17 protein-coding genes are annotated in these 21,836 nt (G+C 42.4%); 12 read left to right on the top strand and 5 right to left on the bottom strand.

Features of this window, described 5'->3' with window-relative positions; all coding sequences use genetic code 11:
- Positions 1 to 849 precede the first annotated feature (849 nt).
- The 9 genes from BCU75_RS09015 to BCU75_RS08970 all read left to right on the top strand — a co-directional run bounded on the left by BCU75_RS09015 (position 850) and on the right by BCU75_RS08970 (position 10,558).
- On the top strand, positions 850 to 1,374 hold the full coding sequence (locus tag BCU75_RS09015) for a hypothetical protein (RefSeq protein ID WP_198593408.1): 525 nt from the start codon (positions 850 to 852) through the stop codon (positions 1,372 to 1,374).
- A gap of 77 nt (positions 1,375 to 1,451) precedes the next feature.
- Entirely contained in the window at positions 1,452 to 1,949 is a 498-nt protein-coding gene (locus BCU75_RS09010; RefSeq protein WP_076674461.1) for a hypothetical protein, read from the top strand.
- 89 nt (positions 1,950 to 2,038) lie between these two features.
- The gene (locus BCU75_RS09005; protein WP_076674459.1) at positions 2,039 to 2,764 is read left to right on the top strand and encodes a molecular chaperone; all 726 of its coding nucleotides are present in this window, start codon (positions 2,039 to 2,041) and stop codon (positions 2,762 to 2,764) included.
- 2 nt (positions 2,765 to 2,766) lie between these two features.
- On the top strand, positions 2,767 to 3,453 hold the full coding sequence (locus tag BCU75_RS09000; RefSeq protein WP_102473592.1) for a fimbria/pilus periplasmic chaperone: 687 nt from the start codon (positions 2,767 to 2,769) through the stop codon (positions 3,451 to 3,453).
- Positions 3,437 to 5,929, top strand: coding sequence for a fimbria/pilus outer membrane usher protein (locus BCU75_RS08995; RefSeq protein WP_372201505.1), 2,493 nt, complete (start codon positions 3,437 to 3,439; stop codon positions 5,927 to 5,929). The genes BCU75_RS09000 and BCU75_RS08995 overlap by 17 nt, the downstream gene beginning before the upstream one ends.
- Positions 5,919 to 6,800, top strand: a complete 882-nt coding sequence (locus BCU75_RS08990) for a hypothetical protein (protein WP_076674456.1) — start codon at positions 5,919 to 5,921, stop codon at positions 6,798 to 6,800. The genes BCU75_RS08995 and BCU75_RS08990 overlap by 11 nt, the downstream gene beginning before the upstream one ends.
- A 94-nt stretch (positions 6,801 to 6,894) precedes the next feature.
- On the top strand, positions 6,895 to 7,578 hold the full coding sequence (locus BCU75_RS08985) for a response regulator transcription factor (RefSeq protein WP_076674454.1): 684 nt from the start codon (positions 6,895 to 6,897) through the stop codon (positions 7,576 to 7,578).
- A gap of 734 nt (positions 7,579 to 8,312) precedes the next feature.
- Positions 8,313 to 9,248, top strand: coding sequence for a ribosome biogenesis GTPase YlqF (ylqF, locus tag BCU75_RS08975; RefSeq protein WP_076674451.1), 936 nt, complete (start codon positions 8,313 to 8,315; stop codon positions 9,246 to 9,248).
- A gap of 284 nt (positions 9,249 to 9,532) precedes the next feature.
- On the top strand, positions 9,533 to 10,558 hold the full coding sequence (locus BCU75_RS08970; protein WP_198593407.1) for a GGDEF domain-containing protein: 1,026 nt from the start codon (positions 9,533 to 9,535) through the stop codon (positions 10,556 to 10,558).
- 143 nt (positions 10,559 to 10,701) lie between these two features.
- Here the strand turns inward: BCU75_RS08970 and BCU75_RS08965 are convergent, their stop codons facing one another.
- Positions 10,702 to 11,247 (bottom strand): GNAT family N-acetyltransferase, encoded by a 546-nt coding sequence (locus BCU75_RS08965; protein WP_076674450.1) that lies wholly within the window; start codon positions 11,245 to 11,247, stop codon positions 10,702 to 10,704.
- 166 nt (positions 11,248 to 11,413) lie between these two features.
- Between BCU75_RS08965 and BCU75_RS08960 the strand changes: the two genes are divergently transcribed.
- Both BCU75_RS08960 and BCU75_RS08955 read left to right on the top strand, forming a co-directional pair.
- Positions 11,414 to 12,556, top strand: coding sequence for an acyl-CoA desaturase (locus tag BCU75_RS08960; RefSeq protein ID WP_102473590.1), 1,143 nt, complete (start codon positions 11,414 to 11,416; stop codon positions 12,554 to 12,556).
- Positions 12,557 to 12,807: 251 nt separating this feature from the next.
- Entirely contained in the window at positions 12,808 to 13,098 is a 291-nt protein-coding gene (locus BCU75_RS08955; RefSeq protein WP_076676927.1) for a putative quinol monooxygenase, read from the top strand.
- Between the two features lie 230 nt (positions 13,099 to 13,328).
- Here the strand turns inward: BCU75_RS08955 and manA are convergent, their stop codons facing one another.
- From manA to mngA, 4 genes are all read right to left on the bottom strand, one after another.
- Entirely contained in the window at positions 13,329 to 14,516 is a 1,188-nt protein-coding gene (gene manA, locus BCU75_RS08950; RefSeq protein ID WP_102473589.1) for a mannose-6-phosphate isomerase, class I, read from the bottom strand.
- A 2-nt stretch (positions 14,517 to 14,518) separates the two neighbouring features.
- Complete coding sequence (locus tag BCU75_RS08945; RefSeq protein WP_102473588.1) at positions 14,519 to 15,685, bottom strand: glycerate kinase; 1,167 nt, start codon at positions 15,683 to 15,685, stop codon at positions 14,519 to 14,521.
- A gap of 45 nt (positions 15,686 to 15,730) precedes the next feature.
- On the bottom strand, positions 15,731 to 18,400 hold the full coding sequence (gene mngB / locus BCU75_RS08940) for a mannosylglycerate hydrolase (protein WP_102473587.1): 2,670 nt from the start codon (positions 18,398 to 18,400) through the stop codon (positions 15,731 to 15,733).
- A gap of 237 nt (positions 18,401 to 18,637) precedes the next feature.
- The gene (mngA, locus tag BCU75_RS08935; RefSeq protein WP_102473586.1) at positions 18,638 to 20,572 is read right to left on the bottom strand and encodes a PTS 2-O-a-mannosyl-D-glycerate transporter subunit IIABC; all 1,935 of its coding nucleotides are present in this window, start codon (positions 20,570 to 20,572) and stop codon (positions 18,638 to 18,640) included.
- 317 nt (positions 20,573 to 20,889) lie between these two features.
- On the opposite strand from mngA, the gene BCU75_RS08930 reads away from it, so the two are divergent.
- The gene (locus BCU75_RS08930; RefSeq protein ID WP_102473585.1) at positions 20,890 to 21,606 is read left to right on the top strand and encodes a GntR family transcriptional regulator; all 717 of its coding nucleotides are present in this window, start codon (positions 20,890 to 20,892) and stop codon (positions 21,604 to 21,606) included.
- Positions 21,607 to 21,836 lie beyond the last annotated feature (230 nt).

The following is a 21,836-nucleotide window of genomic DNA, read 5'->3' as shown; positions in this document are numbered from 1 at the left end:
TCTACATTTCTAGTTGCGCTAGAAAAGGCGCTAGAAACAAATAGTAAGCAACTTGAAACCTGAGCTTGCCCTAAAAGAATCCGTCTATCCTTTTTCTCAGGAGAAGCATTAACCAGAGTTACATTGAAAAAACAGTAGTTTGATGAGATTAATAAATAGTTTTCTGAGATTAATTGTCGGGCCGAAATCACCATATTGAATTGCAAAAAAACGAGTTCTCAATATGACCTATATAGATGCATTCGACGAATTAATTTTTGTTTAATCAAAACAGTTCCTTAAAATTCAAACCCTATCGATTTTGTAACGAGTAAAAATACTACTCGATGTTAAAGGTCAAAGTTAAACTGGGATATTTTCTTTCTCGGTAATGATTTAGCATCAGACTAACTCAGCTAGTGTATACAAGCTTTAATCTTAATTTATTATAATACATTTCATTAAGTTACAACAAAACACCTTCAATTTATTGTTAACAACTCTCCATTACTTATTGCACCCAAAAAACTAAATTATGTATTTATCGTTCTAATTTGAACTTTGGTTATTAATACTCATCACCTAATAACAACAGGGATAATACTATCATCGAAACGACATTTTTCGGGTCCGTAGTATACAAAACCACTTTTAGCAACACAATAAAAATACCATTCCGAACTGATCTTCAGTTAGATACTCCCTATCTGATTGAATATTATGTTATTACTAAAAATATGGTTTCCACCTCTCGGGCTAAACTCATACCAAATTTCATACTTCTCTTGAATAATAAACTTTTTTTACTACTTCACCATTTTTTTTAGCACTTATAGTTTTGAAAGTTAAGCAACAAGTTACATTCAATCAGTGAGAGGTGAAATTATGATTAGAGTATTTTGGATTCTTCATAACTTCATCGTCTCCGGGTTAATTTTCAGTCAGTCACTTTCATTCTATGCCAGTGCTAACAACTTAACGTTAGGAATTAGCGGTCAGATCAAAGATCAATGCGAAATAAACTTCTTTTCTGGCAACATTATGAATTTCACGGAACACCGTGATGTGCAGTCATTACCTTTTAATATGTATTGTAACCGTCCATTGGGTATAACGATCAACTCAAAATATGGAGGCTTAAAATATCAACACCAAGGGGTTGATATTATTGAAAGTTACAATTTGTCATTGCAAATAGACGAAATTCGTCTTTATGAAAGTAGGCACAGCAGCCAACTTATTTCACCTGTAATGATCAACAGTTCAGGTGTTATTCCTTTTGCTCAACATGGGAGCCTTAGGGTAGCACTCGAAAATAGCTTGCGTTTCGCAGGTTATTATCAAGACGTTATTGAGATCGAAGTTTACCCTTCGATTCATAGCGTGACAAAGTAAAAACTCTGCAATGTATCTGCAGAACAACATACGCTCAGCAGTATTCGAGCCAATCATTTAAGATAAAGGAATTTCTAATGAAAAAGCTAACACTCTACGCAGCAACAGTCACTGCTATTTTTGGTGCTCAAGTCCAAGCCGCTCCTGGTGATGTCCAGTTAGTTGGTTTTGTTTCACCTGTATGTGAAGTTACTGGTCTTTCAACGCAACTGATGGACTTTGGTAACGTATCTCAAATTCAAAACCTTTCTGTTAGTGGTCTTAACATGAAGTGTAATGACGTCGATGGTGCAACTGTAACACTGACAAGTGCTGAAGGTGGTCTAGAGTCAGACGATAGCGAAGACTACGCTCTTACATATGATGCAACATTCAACCCTTCGGGCTTAGCTTCTTTCACGCTTAATGCACCAGGGGGCCCAGGTCTAAATGACGTTTCAGTCAGTAACTCTTATGGTGGTTCCGGAGTATTGGCGACTGGTGTTGCCGCATCTATTGATATTGTGACGACAGAAACCTCCCCATGGGCAGGTGGCTACTCAGATACATTAACCGTAAACATCACCTCAAATTAGAGGTTAATAAGTTGGGGGCTATTATTTGGCCTCCGACTTAATCTCAATCTCAATCTCAACGACATGAGTTTAATTTGGAGCTCTTCGCTATGTATAAATGGATCATGCATAAATGGACCGTTCTTTTCCTATTGTCATTCACTTGTTTGTCCGCTCATGCGTTCAAAGTCGAACCGATGTCTATGGAAATGACACCGCTTGGAAAAAGAGCTCAAATGACGATGAGGGTTGAGAATTCTTCTACCGAACCACTCACGGTTGAACTGTCTCCAGTATTTATGACAATGGACAAATATGGAAAAGAGACCACCACTCCGGCAGATGATGAGCTATTAGTGATACCGGTGACAGCAATAATAGAGCCTGGACGATCACAATCCATTATGGTGCGATATTTAGGCGATCCTTCCATCACAGAATCTAAAGCGTATCGCATTGCTGTTAAGCAAGTAAAAGTTCAAAGAGCGAGTAGTAACCAAGGACAAGTGAGTCTTTTACTTCAGTTTAATACGCTTATCAACGTGAAACCTCAGAACACAGCCTCTCAACTAGAAATTAAAAGTATCGAACCCAATGACAAAAAGAACAAATGGGTCCTTGAAGTACTCAACAGTGGCAATAGTTATGGTCGATTAACCAATACAACCTGGAAGGTATCTGATGGTAAAAACTCAACATATTTAAAAGGCGTAGAAATCGCTAAACGTATTCCTGGGACTTTAGTTCTTCCCTATTCCACTCGTTTTTTCGAAATGCAGCCACTTAAAGATTACAACGTGAACACCCTATCGATTGAAATAGAGCAGGATCAATAGCAATGAGACGCTATATCTTGGGAGCGCTCATTTATTGCTTTCTGTGTGCACAAACGTTTGGCATAACACTGTTTCCAACCGTCATCGAGCTCAACACAGATCACCGAGCAACATCGCAATTGGTTGTGACTAACAATTCAACACAAGCTCTCCCACTTGAAGCTAACGTTCGTCGTTTGAAATTCTCATCTGATGGCACGTTCCAAACATCGGATCTATCGAGTGAAGAGATGTTTGTGTTTCCACCAGCCGCAATGTTGGCACCCGGTGGACGCCAAGTATTCCGGATACAGTGGTTGGGAAACCGATCACTCGAAACCTCCCAGAGTTACTTCGTTCGCTTCAGTACCGTGAATATTGGCCAGAACAACGCGAGAATCGACAAACCCATAGGTTTAACAACAGGTATCAATTTACAAGTTCACTACAATGCGTTGCTGCACATTCACTCATCCTCTTTAGTGCCTGACGTGAAATTACACATAGATGAACAAGGTAAACTAACACTCACTAATTCAGGGTCACGATTTACCTATACATCGTTACTTCATTTTGCAGGGCTCGAATCTCAGAGCCAAAAAGTACATGAGGCTTTAGGTGAGCAGTTTATTCCACCGCGCTCCATTATTACTTTGCCTTCTTCTTTAAATTACTTACCAGTGGGCACTTACCATGGGCATGAAAACTGAAACCTATCACAAGATGTGGCAAGTTTTTCATGTCTTGGTATTAGTGCTTTTTTACTGTGCCGCCTTAAGCCCTGCCGCTTGGGGACAGGAAATGGTCTTAAATCCGACAGGGCGCGATATTCAACTCACCTCTTTGTTAAGGATAAGTGACACCATACTGGGGGAAGCGGACATTATCATTACCGCAAACAACGAAATCTTGTTACCGAAGGAAAGCACGCTCTCTCTCCTTTCGTCCGTCGTAATTCAAGAAGGTATTGGGAAACTCAATGACACGACAGACGATAAGATGCTGTCTCAGCGCCATTTTGAGAGCGTAGGGTTAGGTCTTAGTTTCGATTTCTCTTCATTAGAATGTATCGTGACGGTACCGCCTGAATTTAGCTTAACCCAGCAACTGTCTATGAACGGCGCAGATGATTTTTATAACTATGCTGAGCCAAGTTTGTTTAGTGGATACGTTAACTTTGCCCTTTCAGCAAATGAGAGCCAATATGTCGATCAGAATTCGTCAAGACAGGCGCTTTATCGTAGTCAGTTCGACTCAGCACTTAACATTGGTTTTCTAAACTTTGAGTATGAATCCTATTTAGAAAACAGCTCATCACAAGATTCACGATACATAAGAGAAGGATCTCGTCTTAATATTGACTTTGCAGAACAAGGCACACGACTTGTGCTCGGCGATATGTACAACAGTGGTCAATCTTTTCAGGACAGCACCGACATACTTGGTATTGGCTTGACTCGAGATTTTACACTCATTCCAACCAGAAACGCACGACCACGAGCCAATCAATCATTCACACTTCAAAGAGCTTCAAATGTCGATGTCTATATAGATGGGATTGCAGTCCAAAGATTAACCCTAGGTGCTGGTAGCTATAACCTTAGTGATATCCCTCTAGCGCAAGGTAGCAATGATGTTGTACTCGTCATTACCGACCGCTCAGGGAATGAAGAACGCATCGAGTTTTCTATTGCAACCGGTAACGACTTGCTCAATAGCGGTGAGTTTGAATATAGCATCATGTATGGAGCGCCTTCTGAATTACAAAATGGACAACTAGAATACCTAACCGATGAGCGTATTTTACATGGTTATGTAGATGTAGGTATTGCTCCTTGGTTGACGTTGGGTACGAACTTTCAAACCCGTGAAGATCTTTACCAATATGGTGCCACTGCGTTGTTCGCTTCTACATGGGGCGTCACTGAACTCAATGCATCGCGTAGCGAACACCCTACATTTGGTACTGGCGACGCTTACCGATTGGCATTCGATGCAGAGTTTTCCAATACGAACACACTGTCCCCACAACTAAGTGTCAGTTATGAATACCTGGCCAACAATTTTACTGGGGTTTCAGGGTTTGATGCTTCCGACATCGATATCAACTTAACCACCCATTATGTATCTGCATTCAGCTCCATTTACCTTGGTCAGTCTTTACGCGCTGCGATGACGCTCAATTACCGCTCAGGAATAGACAAAGAGAACGATTATTGGTTAATCAGCCCAAGTTTATCAGACGGACTGTTTGATACTCCCGCCACCTGGAGTGCACGCGTTAACTATCGGCATAACGCAAGTGAAGATGATGATATCAGCACTACAGTCACCATAAGCTGGCCTCTTAGTCGACAAACTCGTGTTGTCGGTCGTTACACCACAGAGCTCAATGAAGCCGCCTTAGATTACAGTTATCAGAATAACATTGGTAATACAGGGGGAATATCGGCGTTTGCAAGTGTCAGTACTAACGAAGAAACGGATGCCGATATGGATGCAGGTATTAACTACACGGCCAACCGTTATGAATTAAACGCGACCCACGCTTCGCGGCTTGAAGACATTAGTGGTGAAACACGAAACCATAGTACTGATGTGACTATAAGTAGTGCCCTTGCTTTTGCAGGTTCATCTGTGACCGTCGGCAGACCGGTGCGCGAAGCATTTGCGATTGTCAGCAAACACAAAAGCTTGAAAGAGAATGATGTAGCTGTCGATCCAACAAAAGATGGTGAGTACGCACGCGTTTACCTTAAAGGAGATGCAAGTGCCATGGTTCCTGACCTTGTTGCTTATAATGGCCAAGTAATCGGTTACGAGGTTGATAACTTACCACCAGGTTATGACTTAGGTGATGGTGCTTTTTGGATCAAGCCTGGTTATAAACGGGGATACCAACTACAGATCGGATCGGATGCCGTATTAACCGTTATTGGCAAGCTATTCGATCGTCAAAGTAACAGTCCGATTTCACTTGTCGCTGGTGTAGCACATTACCTTGGCAAAACAAAACAGTTACCGATTGACTTCTTTACCAATCGCAACGGCATATTTGCAATCTCTGGATTAAAGCCAGGTAAGTACCAGTTGGTACTCGACACTAAAGAACAAGAGTCAGTCATCATTACCCTCAGTGAACGCAGTGACAACTTGATAAGACTAGGAGATGTGTATGTGGAATAAACAAGTTCTTTGGGGAGCCTTGTTCCTCATCGCCATAAGCCATGTACCTTCGGCATTGGCGTGTGAAGCTAGCGCATTGACTATTCAACCCGTCTCATCTAAATCGCAATATGACATTTTCAGCGCAGGAACGTTCGCAACAATAAATACTTACCGTATAGATGCGAATATAATTGGCGAACCCTGCAAATTAAGCTTAATTCTACAACTTAACGATACCAGTCGATCGTTAAAAGGATCAAACCAAGACAAACTCAACTTTGAGTGGAGTGGGCAGATCGGTATGCCAGTGGCTAATCAATGGCACTTATCATTAACCGACAGTCAACCTTCGGCAACGATACAAATGCGTTTCCCGAGCAAACAATGGTTAGCGTCAGGAACTTATCGAGGGTTATTAGAAGTCTCGCCATCTTATACTTCAGATAGCAAACAAATAGAAATTAGCCCTAGCTCACTCCCTGTATCTGTTAACGTCCCGCCAGCTGCAAAAATTCATTTTTATGGGTTAACCCAACAACATTATGACCTTGATCTAGGGACATTATATTCAAACAAGGTTATTCGTTCGGCGCCTAACCTATGGGTTCAAAGCAATACAGCGTATACCATCGTGTTGGAATCATCCCATCAAGGGATGCTACGTCATGAATCTAATGAGGCCAAATGGGATATTCCATACCAACTTTCCCTCGATAGCGACAGAGTAAACCTTGAGCAACTTGATGCAAGAATTCAACGTCTTTCGGCGACGATTGGTCAACCCATTCCTTTGAGTTTTGTCATAGGAAAAACAGAGAACAAACCAGGGGGACAATATGACGATACATTACAAATTTCTATTGAACCCCGACTTTCGCAACAACCATAAGTATGCAATTATATAAAAAATGAGATATGCAACTCAATTATATAAAATCTAACATCATACAATCAAATATGATCTTTCAGTTGAGGAGTAAATTATGTATGAAAATAAAAATAATTTAAAGCACATACTCCTGGTAGGTGACAACGGTATTAACAACCAGTTTATTCAACGAGAAATAGAGAAATACAGTGATTTTTCTTTTAGCAGAGAATCTATTTTAAGCATTGAGCGCTCACGTAATCATAAAACTTTCGATGTCGTTATCATTAGCTACTTACTCTTGGCAAAGATCGAAGATATCAACATCATCTTATCAAAAATAGAGTCACATAAATGGGTAATCTATGACGTTCCTTCAGACATTACCGGAAAGAGTATTACTGTAATGCAACTATTCAACTTGTTTAATATAAAAGGGATAATTTATCAAGATGCGCCTATTGAACACCTTACACGTTGTTTAAAAACGGTATGTGATGACGACCTATGGCTACCTAGGAAGTTAATGTCACATATTTTATCCAATGCGCGCTCTTTTACTTTCAAGTCTCAGGTAATACTCTCTAACCTTACGAAAAGAGAGGCTCAAATATTTAAACGAGTTGTTAGAGGAGATTCAAATTTAGAGATATCAAGTGAACTATTTATTTCAGAAAGTACGGTAAAAACGCACGTATACAACATATATAAAAAAATAAATGTCACTAATCGAAAAGAAGCGATAAGAAAAGCAAATTTTATCAATAGTTTAGAGACTATTATACAACCAGACATATAGTTAAGATTATGAACATAAATACAAAAAACGAACTACTGGTCTTTTCCACAATTGTTCGCATTATAGTGTAAGCCTTCAAAGAGGTGGCTTGATATTATTCAGTCCCTAATAGAATTACTGTCAGGCAAATAAACGCGGTTTAAGTCGTGTCATCTGTGGTTTAATCACATTTGTCCAAATGTAAAAACATCCTGCCCTCTAAAACATGAGTCGAATCTGTTAGCTCACAGAAACATCGCTTCTGAAAATCCCGCGACTTACCAATCCTTCGATTTACTGCTACTTACTCTTTCCCCTAGTCTACATGCCTTTGATTTTGCCGATCTTGAACTAGGTAAAGTGAAGTCATCAAGCTACGTTTTCTGTCGTAGCCCCACAGCTGAAACAAGCCGCATTGATTGCATAATACTTTCTGATCAATATTCAATTTACCTCTATGACCAGATGAAAGCTTACCAAAACGAAGATAGACAAGGCGCTTACGCAGAAATGAGACGAGCACAACTCAGAAAGCCCAATGATCAAGGTTAGAGATATAGAGCGACTTCTTATGCTTAACAACATTAGCACCTCCCACCTCCATTGGGTCAATCATCAACTAAATAAGCATCACCAAGTCGCCTATACTTCAAGCAAACTCACAGCACTCATTGAAGGTGGGGATAGATATACCTTTACACGTATCATCCAACCCTTACAATGTGCAGCAAATATATTTATCAAGGTTTATCTCTATGTCTATTCAATGGTTTCCGGGTCACATGCATAAAGCCCGCAAAGAAATCGAAGAAGTTATCCCACAGGTTGATGTGATCATCGAAGTACTGGACGCTCGTATCCCGTTCAGTAGTGAAAACCCAATGATCTCTTCACTGCGCGGCGATAAGCCTTGTGTAAAAGTACTGAACAAGCGCGACCTTGCGGATCCTGAGCTCACTGAGCGTTGGATTGAGCACTTCGAGAAAGAGCAAGGCGTTAAAGCAATTGCGATTACCACCAGCGCTAAAGAAGAAGTTAACCACGTTATGGAGCTAGTACGTAAATTAGCACCGCACCGTGAACAGATGGGCAAGAACATTCGCACAATGATTATGGGTATCCCGAACGTGGGTAAATCGACCATCATCAACTGCTTAGCTGGACGTACGATTGCGGTAACGGGTAACCAACCTGCAGTAACTCGTCGCCAACAACGTATCAACCTACAAAATGGCGTGATCCTTTCAGACACTCCAGGGATTCTATGGCCTAAAGTAGAAAACCCGCACAGTGGCTTTCGCCTAGCCGCGACAGGTGCTGTAAAAGATACAGCAATGGAATACGATGAAGTGGCATTCTATACGGTAGAATATTTAGCTAAACAGTATCCTCATCTTTTGCAAGAACGCTACCAAATTGAAGAGCTACCAGAGTCAGACATCGAATTGATGGAAGCGATTGGTCGTAAACGCGGTGCACTTCGTGCCGGTGGTCATATAGACATTCACAAATGTTCGGAAATACTACTTCACGAACTTCGTAATGGTACTTTAGGTAAAGTAACGCTAGAACTACCAGAGATGATCACCAAAGAGTTGGTCGAAGTTGAAGAAGCTGCTGCACTGAAAGCTGAGCTGCAGATTAAGAAGAAAGAAGAACGCCGTAAGCGTTACTTGAAGAACAAGCGCTAATCGCTATTAGTTTTTATTAATCTCCAATAATTTCTGTTAATTACTCTTGCACCAGCCTCTAAAATATTCACGTTCTATCGATAATAGAGCGTGAATATATTCTCGAGCAGTTTGTTGATCTAGCTAACATACTGACAAATCTATAGAAACGGTCATTTACAATCCCAAAGACTGTGACATACTACGCAAATTATTGTGTATCCATCTCGGCTAATTTCTCAATGCGTTCTTACTCTGGGTTCAAGAATCAAAGATTTAAAACCTATTTCGATAATGAAATTTATTTGCCGTACATAAATTTCATCTACATTCCGATCTCAATATTCTTTGCTTTCATTGTTACCGACTACATCCATTTTGGCACAGAGTGCCTAACGCCTATCATTTGCCGAATTATACTGTTTTTAATAATGATGGCAGTCGCCAGATACTGCATTACAAATAAACCCACCGTTTTAGAGCTCGTAGAAAGCTCCTTCCTTATTGTTTGCTCAATTTTCTTACTCTATGTTGGACGACTCGCTATCGAGCTGAACAATTTCGATTACCAAGGTGGCATCATTCTAGTAATGATCTACATCGGCACGTTTTCAAGACTGTCTGTTAAGTACAGCATATCTACGCTTTCGTTTATCTTTTTGGCTTATCTCATTGGCCTTGCCCCTCAGCTTTATCAAGCAGAGCCTAGTCACGAAATAGAAACCATTTCCGTATACGCTTCAGCTTATATTCTTATTGCAGCTTCTTGCTTAAGAAGGGATTTCGAAGTGCACAAACGCTTCACTCAATCCGAACAACTTCGTAAACAAGCAATACAACTTCGCAAGCAATCTAATATGTTTGAAGCTCTTTCTTATCAAGATGCGCTAACGGGTTGCTATAACCGTCTTTATCTTCATCAGGTGATAGAACCAAGCATAGATCGTCAGCTATCCATTACATCGCTCATGATAGATATTGATCATTTCAAATCGATTAACGACACCTACGGCCACCAAATGGGCGATATGGTGATCAAAGAACTGGCCGATGAGATTCAAAAAAGGCTACCGACCAGCAGTAACTGCTTTCGATATGGCGGTGAAGAGTTTTTAGTGATGGTCCAAGGGGAAACTGAGGCTTCAATCCAATCATTGGTCGATTCCCTTTTAAAATCCCCTTCTCACTTTAGGCTAGAGGTAACGATTTCAATCGGTGTGAAACATGCGTCACAGGCTCTTGGTTCTGTCGAGCAACTCATCGATGATGCCGATCAAGCACTCTACATTTCGAAGAAGAGCGGTAGAAATAAGATCACATGGAGTGACTAGTGTTTCAGCTATTTTGCGATTCAAAGTTATTTTAAGTTATTCACGAAAACGACCACGACTCTAATCAAAAAAGCCCCAAACAATTGAATGCTAGGGGCTTTTATCTACGTTCTTCGGCTTTAAAGTGACTTCAGTAAAAACGTCTAAGAATACACAACGCTCGCTGTTTTCTGTTCAAGTTCAACGGGAGAACTCCAAGAAATCACCTTTTCATTCACTTGGCTGCCACATGGTGCGTTCCAAACTTGCTCTAGTTCTTCTTTGCCACCAATCGCCTGATAAAAAGCAATGGCTTGGTGGTTCTCAGACATCACCTCTAGGTAAAGCCCCGAATCAGCATAATATTGCTGTAACCATTTAGTGAGTTCAGACAAGAGACGTTTACCTACACCTCGACCACGATAATTGCTGTCTACATGTAACGCATCAATGAACGTTCCACGTTCAAAGTTGTGATTACCAAACGCGCAGACGAAACCAACCAGTAAACCACCCTCTTCAAGCAATAAAACATGTTGGTTGAAAGGAGGATTAATCAAACGAGTCTGCCAAATAACAGATCTGTCCTCCAAAACATCATTTTCTAAGTAATCATCAGCAAGAATGCCACGGTAATATAGCTTCCAGCTATCCGCGTGTAATTGGGCAATCCGCTCATAATCTTTATATTCAGCTACCTTAATTTCCATTTATTAGCCCTTAGTACTTCCATTTATGACTTGCTACTACATTTCACACTACCTTTATACAATATTTAAGCAAAACATACTAATACACGTTTACACTTTCAATATTGACTTACACGTGTACGCTGATATTCTAGCGAACAGATGTAAGCTCAATGGAAATTTACTAATGAATAGTGCCGATAAACCATCAACAAAAAAGCCGCCATTAATCTGGCTCAATATTTTTGTGTTCTCTTTTAGCATGCTGCTTGCTGTTGTTGCGGCTCCCGTTTATGGCTACTTTTTTGGCTATGGTATGGAGCACTGGATATGGCTAGCGATCTGTTTTACGTTCTGCAACCTGTCTATCACGACGGGTTATCACCGCTTATGGTCACACAAAGCATTTGAAGCGCATTCAAGCCTAAGATTTCTATTTGCATTAGGTGGCGCATTTGCTCTACAAAACAGCGCGCTACACTGGTCTTCTGATCACCGTGTGCACCACAAGCATGTCGACAACAACGACAAAGACCCATACTCAGCAAAGCGTGGCTTTTGGTATTCGCACATCGGCTGGATGATTCGCAATTACAATACTGCAATGTACACAGATTATGAAAATTGTCGCGACCTGAAGAAAGATAAGATTGTTATGTGGCAGCACAAGTACTACATTTTATTGGCATTGCTGATGAACTTCGGTGTTCCAATCGCATTAGGTGTAATTTACGGTGACGTGCTTGGCATGTTGTTAATTGTGGGTGCAGTTCGTTTGGTCCTCAACCACCACACCACATTCTTCATTAACTCTCTTGCTCACATCTGGGGTAGCCAACCTTTTACCGACAAAAACACAGCGCGTGACAACGGTGTGCTAGCGGTACTCACTTTTGGGGAAGGCTACCACAACTTCCACCACATCTTTGAGAACGATTACCGTAACGGCATCTACTGGTGGCAATACGATCCAACAAAATGGTTGATTAAGAGTGCTTCTTTAATGGGCTTAGCAAGCAAGCTTAAGAAAACACCACAAGCTCGTATTGAAAAAGCCGAAGCATCAATGTTATTAAAGCGCACGCAGCAAAAAATCATGCACCGTGCTGACAAGCAACAAATCGCAGACAAGCTTCAACAAGAATTCGATGCGCTTGTATCAAACATGAACGAATACTACGAAGTCAAAAAGCAGCTAATTGAAAGTAAACGCGAAGACGTTGTGAAAAAGTACGAACACTCAGTACTTAAGGTTCGTTACCAACAAATCAAAATGAATTTTGAACAGCAGAAGAAAAACTGGGCGATGACAGTGGAGCAATATGCTTAAAGTAAAGCAATACGCTTAACACCCCAATAACAACACTATTTGATTCTTATTCAAATGCCTTTATCTTCCGATAAGGGCATTTTTATGTCCGTAACCTATACGCCACCAGCTTGATGCTCTCAAACTCGAATTGTGGATGCTAACAACCATAGTTATTGGATTCCAGAACTCTTTCTTCAACCTAAATTTATACTTATATTACTTTAACTTACAGAGTTTAGAGTTAAGAGTTAAGAGTTAAGGAATTGAACATGAGCAAACTGACTATTATCGCAACGATCGTCACTAAAGAAGATAAGATTGAGCTTGTTAAATCAGAGATGATTAAATTGATCGACAAAACCCGTGTTGAAGACGGCTGTATTAATTACGACCTGCACCAAGATAACAGTAACCCTGCTCACTTCGTTTTTCATGAGAACTGGGAGTCTGAAGCTCATCTAGAGAAACACTTAGCGAGCCAACACATCGCTGAGTACGTTGCTGCGACTGAAGGTTGTATTGAAACCTTTGTGCTTAATAAAATGACGCACATTGCTTAACCAGTCACTCAGAACTGATTCAATAAAAACCCTGCTCTGATCGCAGGGTTTTTCGTTTCTACAAGCTTATATCTGCTCATTCCAATAATGAAAAAACCCGCCAGAGTAGCGGGTATGGTCAATAATTAATGCTGTCAAAAACAGATAGGTAACAACCATCAATCCAATATTGAGTAACACTTTACAGTGGCACTCTGACATTTCTTTTGCTGATCGCTAGCACGGGGGCACTAGTTAAAAGCACGAGCCAAAATGCCATTCCCTTGATATTGGTAAACACTTGAATTACTACTTACAAAGACCGATTCTCCGGGCTTAAGAGAAACTGACCGTCCTTCTGAAGTGACAGTCGCCTCTCCTTCTACACAGAACAAGATCTCCGCACTACGTAGATACTGTGACTTGCTCTCATCAGTCGCAGATAATATGTCAAAGCCAAAATCATCCACTGGAATCGGATAGCTCATCTTGCCCTCTTTCAATACAGGCTTAAGACGAATATCTTCTGGCTTAATCGGCTCAAAGATCGTGTTGTCGATTAGCTCAGGAACATCTATGTACTTTGGTGTGAGGCCAGCACGCAACACGTTGTCTGAGTTTGCCATGATCTCTAAGCCTGTGCCTTGAATATAAGCATGTGGGGTTTCTGCGAACAGGAACATCGCTTCACCTGGCGCCAGTTCAACCGTGTTAAGCATCAATGGCGCAAATAAGCCAATATCATCTGGATAATGCTGTTTGAATTCAATGCTGTATTGCAGAGCTTCTCGCCCCATAACCGTTTTGGCTGGTCGCGCATGTGCAGCATAAAGCTCATTAAGCGCAGAAGCTTTTCGGTCACCTTCAAGCGACATAATTGCGCTAAAGAAAGACTTCAGAGAATCACTGTCGGCATTGGCTTTAAGTACATTAAGCTCAATCGCTAACGAAGGAATCTCCGCTTCTTCGAACAAGGCAATAATATCGTCGATAGGACGAAAGCCATTCATCGCTTTGTAGAAGGTTAACGCATAAACAAGTTCAGGCTTGTGGTTTGGATCTTTGTAGTTTCGATTAGACGCATTCAAAGGGATGCCAAGTGCATTCTCTCGCTCAAAACCTAATTCAGATTTACGCTTGTTCGGGTGAACCTGAATCGACAACGGTGTTTCAGCTGCCAACACTTTAAACAGAAAAGGTAATTCACCGAAACGTGTCGCCGTGTACCCGCCTAAGACGTCGATTTTATTTTCATCAATCATGTGAGAAAGCGACTCTCCGGTATCACCTACCTTTGAGCAACCATTTGGATGAGCACCCATCCAAATTTCTGCTTGGGGTTCTTGGTTTGGGTTCACTATACCAAACAGTTGGTTGATGGAGTCTTTGCTTCCCCATGCGTAGTTTTGAATAACGTTGTCGAGTTTAAATAGAGACATAATTACTTCTCATTAAAAATCTGGCAACCAAGCTTGAGCGTGGCTGCGATATTACGGGCAGTACGAGTCAGGTTTTGGCTCGCTTCTGATAAAACTTGGTCTAAAGGCTGAGGTGAACGTACGGTTCCAAATAAGCTAGACATTGAGCCGTAAAGCTTTTCAACGTCTTGCCCCAAAGAGCCCGCAATTCCAATGGTTGGAATACTCAGCTTTTGAGCTCTCTGAGCGATACCGAAAGGTGTTTTACCTTGCAGGGTTTGGTTATCCATCTGCCCCTCTCCGGTCACGACCAGTGAAGCACCTTCTAGAACCTTATCTGCATCCAAGGCATCTAATACCATCTCAATACCCGCTTTAATTTGGATATCGAATACGAGGCTTAGTCCTAAGGGCGTGCCACCAGCCGCACCAAAACCAGCAGTGTCTCGATGATTAATGCCCGTGCGCGCTTGAGCGATATCGGCAAAGTGTCCGATCGCAATATCAAGTTGTTCAACTTGAGCTTTCGATGCTCCCTTCTGTGGTCCAAACACGGCACTGGCTCCGCTTTCGCCACATAGTGGATTATTCACATCACATGCGACCACGAACGTCACTTCTTTGCATCTAGGGTGCAGTCCATCAAGATCGATGTTTGCTAATTGGCTTAACTCGGCGCCACCACCAGATAACTCGTTGCCTTGCTTGTCTAACAACTTTCCTCCCAAGGCTTGGAAAATGCCAGCACCTGCATCATTAGTGGCACTGCCGCCCAAACCAATGATGATTTGTTCCACACCTTTATCTAGTGCATCTCTAATCAGCAACCCTGTGCCGTAAGACGATGCTGTGAGAGGTGCTCTTTCTTCTACGGTTAATCGATCTAAACCCGATGCTTGAGCAAACTCCACCAAGGCAGTATTTACGCTTTTGCCATCAACCTGTTGCTCAAGTGAAGCCCAGTAAGCCGTGCATTCACGCCCAATTGGATCCGTCGTTTGCAGCCGTTGTTTCTTACCATTGAGCGCCTCTAGCAACACGTCTACTGTGCCTTCTCCTCCATCGGCGAGGGGCATTTTCACAAACTCTGCATGAGGGAAGACGTCAGCAAATCCACGCTCAATGCAAGACGCAACTTGATGAGCGTTGAGTGATTCTTTAAATGAATCGGGGGCAATTACAATTTTCATTGTCGTTCACCATTCCCGCCCACCAAGGTGAGCGGGTTATTGAAATTAGAATTTGATTTGGAATGTTTTCGCTTGGCAAGATGCTAGTTCACCAAAAGACAAGTCGCTAAAAGACAAGTCACCAAAGGCTTCAGTTGCTACATTACCTTCGCGAACGCGCTCGTCCATGCTTGTTTCTTTCCAGCTTGAAACCGCTTGAGTGAACGAAATTGAATCTGACACTGAACCTGTTTCTGCCGGGTTGTAGACACGCATTATCAACGCATCTTCATCTTCCGCTTTCTTCAGCACACTCAGTACCGCGCCTGATTGTTGCTTAGACAGAAGACTAAAACTCATCGGTAGGTTTTGCTCGCCTACGTTTAGCTTCATCGCGTTGTAAGGGATCTTGTTGTAGCATTCGATTTGAGTGACATTGTCACGTGCTTGCGCCATGACGTTCGCGTCAATATGGTTGCCAGAGAAGCCACACAGCGTGAATTCACACACTAGCTTGCCGCGCACTTGTGAATCAGGGGTCGGGATCTTGATACCTGAAGGACGACCCGGACGAAGCAATAGTTCTTCTTTACCTAACACGCCGATACCGCGGAATAGTGTCAGTGCGAAAGTATCTCTGTTTTCGTCACCTTGAGATGCAATCACCTCAAATTCACGCAGTCCATTCGACATGATCGCCACGCCTGCTTTGCCGTTTTCTAGCGCTGCAAAGTTCATTAACTGATACACAGGAACCGGCGCTTCTTTCCACTTCTCTTCTTCCCAAACCGCCATTGCAGGGTCGTTGGTTAGGCGAGTGATACAACCGAACTGGTTATCTGCAACCACAGTTTCAGAAACAAATGGCGTTGGTACTAGCACACGTACACGGTGGTCGTCGGCTTGGTTGTCTAGTTCCATGCGTACTTCGATGCGGCGAGAACCTTGCTTCAATACCACTTGGCATTGCGCTTCGACAAAACCGTTTTGACCCGTGCGCTCTTCACGCTCTGCAAGGTTTACAGGAACATTCATGCGGAAAGCGATGTTCGCTACCGATTGGAAGCCTTGGTGGTCAATCGAGGTTTCTACCGGGAATTCGTCGGAGTACAACAGCCACTCTTGACGAGATGGTGAGTAATCGTACTCATCGCCGTCATCAGAACCGTCTTCTAAACGAAGCACTTGGTCGAATACTTGCTCTGTCTCTTTGTCGAAAATAGTCAGAGTACCGTTGTCATTTACGTTAATTCGGTAGTATTCGTTTTCTAGCAAGTAATCTTTTTGTTCCGCGACTTTTACTGCGCCCTTCTCGTTACCTTGGATGTGTAACGTAGTGAAGCCCATTGCCGGCACAGTGCGTTTGATCTGAATATCAAACTCCATGAACGGGTCGTAGTTGCCGTAGTGAACGATTTGACGGTCTACTTTACCTGGGTCAATTTGACGCTTACCTTGGATGAAGTACTCAACTGGGTTTTCGTTTTCATCAAAGATAGAGAACTCTTGCGCACGGATAGTGATAGTCGTGTTAACCACTTCTTCGCGCTCGTATGGAGAAAGGTTAAACATCGCTAGTTTGTCGCAACCTTCGCGATCTGGCATATGGTCGACAATCTTACGCTTGTAGAAATGAATCAGATTTGTCGCCATATCGTCCGCAAGGATGTAACGGTTTAGGATTTCAGCGTGAACCTTGTCTGAACAGCAGCAACCAATCGAGTCATGAGCGTGGTTCTTCATGCTCTCTTTCCACATTTTCTCAATCAAACCGTGGTGGTATTCAAAGCCTAATGTCCAAGCGATAGACGCTAGGGGTTCTAAGATATTTACAATCTTGTTTTCGATTTCTGCGTGGATCAATTTGATGTCCATACGCGTAGAAGAGATCGTACGGTGAACACGCATGTATTTGCCGTCGTTGAACTCGCCTTTGATTGTGTCGAGTTGATCGCGTGCCGCTTCTACTTTCTCGAACACTTCTTCAAAGCGACTCATTGAGAATTCGCGATCTGGGTAGATTTCGCGAAGTTTGTCCATTACTTCAAAGATGTCTTTTTGAATCGGCATTTGGTCGTGGCCGTTCGGCAATAGGATGTCTTTCGTTACCGATGGTTTTTCTAGCACTGGGAAGTACTTATCTAAACGAGCACGCAGGCCTTCTTCGTCTTGTGGAAGGTATTTGCCAATTGCGTAACCTAGCGGAAGCACTTGTGCCGTTACTTCACTGCCGTCGTTTGATTGCCATAAGAATTCTGTTTTGTTGGTGCCATGACGCTCTGAACAACCACGCCAGAACATTGCACGTGTGATGTCGAAGCCGTTGTAGATCATTGGCAGCTGTGAGCTCATGCTGAATGAGTCTGGTAGGTAACCAATCTTCATAGCATCGCCAAACTTCATGCAGTCACGAATGCCATACATCATGTTACGTACAATCGACTCACCAGAAACTTGCATTGTGTCGGTTTGAGAATACCAAGGGCCAATAATCAGCTTGCCCGCTTCGACCAATGCTTTTACGCGTTCTGTGTTCTCTGGTTTGATCGCGAAGTAATCTTCTAGAACGGCTGTTTGACCATCTAGAACGTAATATTTGTATTCTGGATCGCTCTCCAGACGGTTCATGATTTCTTCCATGTTGTTCACAAGAAGAATGCGAGACTCTTCTGTTGTGAAATACCATTCACGATCCCAGTGCATGTGAGGAGTAATGTGTACGCGTGATGTAGTCATAATCATTTACCTAAATGTATCGCTTCGAGTAAAACTAAAGTTCGAACTCAAATACGACTAAATTAAATTTTTTCAAGGGGTTAAAATTGGCTGCCACTAAATTGAGGGTGCAGAAAACCACGCCCAGAATCTGTGTGAATAAAACCGTTAGGAGCACAGATATTTAGGACAGCCAAGTTGTTCGTTATTTTTTATATGGTGTTTTAATTGCGAGCTAGAAGTGAGCTCAAAATTTAGTTAGTTCTGTGTTGCAGTACTTGCTTCAAACTTACCCTTTTTTACAGCGTGACCACGCCACATCAGAAGAGTAACTGTTGAAATCACTGTGCCGACAATCGCAGCACCGAACCAGATTGCAGCAGCAGAGAATGCGCCCAAACCAGAATCGTGTAACAAGAAGATAGAGAAGATACCTGCACCCGGAGTCGATAGACCAATACCTGCCGCGCCGACCATCGCACCTGTAACCACTGATCCTAGTAAGAATGAGCCGATTACACGGATTGGATCTTCAATCGCCATTGGGATTGCACCTTCGGTAATACCCGCAAGGCCAAGTAGCCATGTAGATTTACCCGTTTCAATCTCAAAATCTTTGAATAGGCGTGGAGCAATCATGGTTGACGCAGTTACAGTGAACGCCGATACCATTTTTACTGAGCCAAAGATTGCGTATGGCCCATAAACACCATTCGCCATTGCACCTAAACAGAATGCGTAAGCGGCTTTGTTTACAGGACCACCTAAGTCGAATGATACAAACAGACCAAGAATCGCACCTAGAAGCAGAGCGTTAGTGCCTGACATACCGTTCAGCCAATCCGTCAGACCTTGGTTTAGGAACGCTACAGGTTTACCTATAACAAACAGCATCAAGCTACCTGCCACCAAAGTACCGATTACAGGGTAAAGGTAGAAAGTGAGGAAGCCGTTAAACGCAGGGCCTAAGCGAACATGCTCTTTCACCCAACGCATCACGTAACCAGCAATCAAACCACCAACAACACCGCCTAGGAAGCCAGAGCCAATGATGTTTGCTGCAATACCCGCGGCAAAACCAGGACCAAGTGCCGGTTTGTCTGCTAATGAGTACGCTGTGTAAGCCGCTAATACTGGTACCATCAATGTACCTAAAAGGCCGCCACCTAGTTTGCGATACATCCATAGCCAAGAATCTTTTGTTGCGTAGAGCTCTTGCAGGTCAAAAATTTGCGCGATAAGAACAGCAACCGCAAGAACAGTACCACCAGCAACAATAAGAGGAACCGCGTAAGAAATACCAGAAAGCAGTGCTTGTTTAAGCTCAGTTTTCAACGGAAGTTTCTTCGGCTTGTCATCAGTAGCAACTTTACGTTCTGCTCCGTTACCTTTTTTCGACTCTTCAATCGCTTCATTAAGAATGCGTTCACCGTGCTTAATGGGTTCTGCAACTGGCGTTTCAATACGAGGAATGCCATCAAAGCGCTCAGATTCTTTAATCGCTACTTCAGCAGCAAATACACACGCCACAGCATTATTAAGTTGTTCTGCAGTTAAGCGATCTTCAATACCGTTTGCGCCCTGCTTTTCAACATAAACCTTGTAGCCAAGCTTTTTGCCTGCTTTTTCAAGGTACTCAGCTGCCATATAGGTATGAGCAATACCTGCAGGGCAAGCAGTCACACATACAATTGTCGGTGCATTTGTATCTAAGTTGTCTTGTTTTTCTTCTTGTTGATTGTCGCTATCAAGAAGCGCAAAGATTTCTTCAGCCGTTGTCGCTTTTAGTACCGCTTCGCGAACATCATCGTCAACCAATGTAGTTGTCAGTGCAGTCAGCAGATGCATGTGGGTAGAACCCGCTTCTGCATTTGGAATCGCAATTAGGAAGATAAGATTGACATATTCGTCTTCATCCAAGCCTTTCCATTTCATGTCTTCTTTAAGCGTTGCTACAGCGAAGCCAGCTTCTTTAACCGCGTCAGTCTTGCCGTGCGGTACAGCTAGGCCTTCACCAAGCGCTGTCGGGCCTTGCTCTTCACGAGCAAATACTGCATCAAGATACTCTTGCTTGTTATGCAGTTTGCCTTGCTGATCCAGTTGGTCAGCAAGTGCGTAAATCGCTTCTTCTCGACTGCTAAACGTAGTTTGCAGATTTACGAGCGACTTATTCGTTAGAGTAGTAAGTTTCATAACCTTTGTCCCATAGTCACGGATTAGTACGACAGTCGTCCCTGTCGACGAGAAGAATAATACAACTTCAAGACATTTAATCCGTGATCACGATCTCATCAATACATATTTGTATCTAATTTGTATTCAAACTGCATTGGCAAATCCTTTAAGAAAGCTTGTTATGTATCGTTTAATTTGTATTATATGTACTACAAAATACCGATACGATGCTGACACTAACCTTTAAAGCAAGGCTTATATAGAGCAAATTTACGTATTTAAGGTACAGGTTGTTAATCAAAGTCTAGTTGTCCTAGCGCACAAATGAGGCAAAAATGGCAAGACTCCCGATGTATCGCCAAATCGCCGATGCAATAAGAGAAAAGATCAGTTCTGGTGAATATAAAGTTGGAGAAGCACTTCCAACAGAAGCGCAGTTACGCGAAGTCTTTTCTGTCAGCCGTGTCACCGTAAGACAAGCACTCAAGCTACTGATCGAAAACGATGAGCTTGAAAGCGTTCAAGGCAGCGGCACTTACGTTAAAGAGAACAAAATCAATTACGACATTTACAAACAGTCGAGCTTTCAAGAAAAGTGGGCGCATTTGGATGTGGTAACGCACAGCGAGGTTTTGGCCTTTGAGATGAAACCCTGCTCTTTGGTGATGTCTGAACATCTAGATATCAAAGAAGGCGAATTGGTTTTCTACGTAAAGCGTGTTCGTTTCATAGACAACAACCCAATCACGGTTGAAGAGACCTGGTTGCCAGTTGCCCTATTCCCGGATCTTACTTATCAAGTGATGCAAACATCAAAATACGACTTTATTGAAAATACCAAAGGCATGGTGATTGATAGAAGTGAGCAAGAACTGGTTCCGATTCTTCCACCTGAAGACGTGGCTAAACAGTTGGATATCGACCCTGCTCAACCGATTATTGAAAAGCGCACTCGTGGTTATCTCGCCAATAATACGGTATTTGAATACAGCCGAAACTACTTCACATCTAACGATTACCGATTTACTTTGGTCGCTAGACGCCAAAGATAATGCTCATCAGCAAGTTTCTATAATAGTAAAATGACCGACACAGAGAGCGCATGTTCTCTGTGTTTCCATAACTCTCTTTCCTGACATAAATATCTTACTTCCTCCCCCAAATATTCCTAAACCAATATCAAACAACCTCACGAAAGATCATTCACATTCATTTAAATACCGTTGACGCGCTTTGACCATAAAATAGACGCCCTATGACAAGAACAACAGTCGACAGGAAT

The sequence above is a fragment of the Vibrio splendidus genome, from assembly GCF_002873455.1.
In the GTDB taxonomy this organism is placed as follows: domain Bacteria; phylum Pseudomonadota; class Gammaproteobacteria; order Enterobacterales; family Vibrionaceae; genus Vibrio; species Vibrio splendidus_J.
This window is presented reverse-complemented; position numbering and strand designations above follow the sequence as displayed.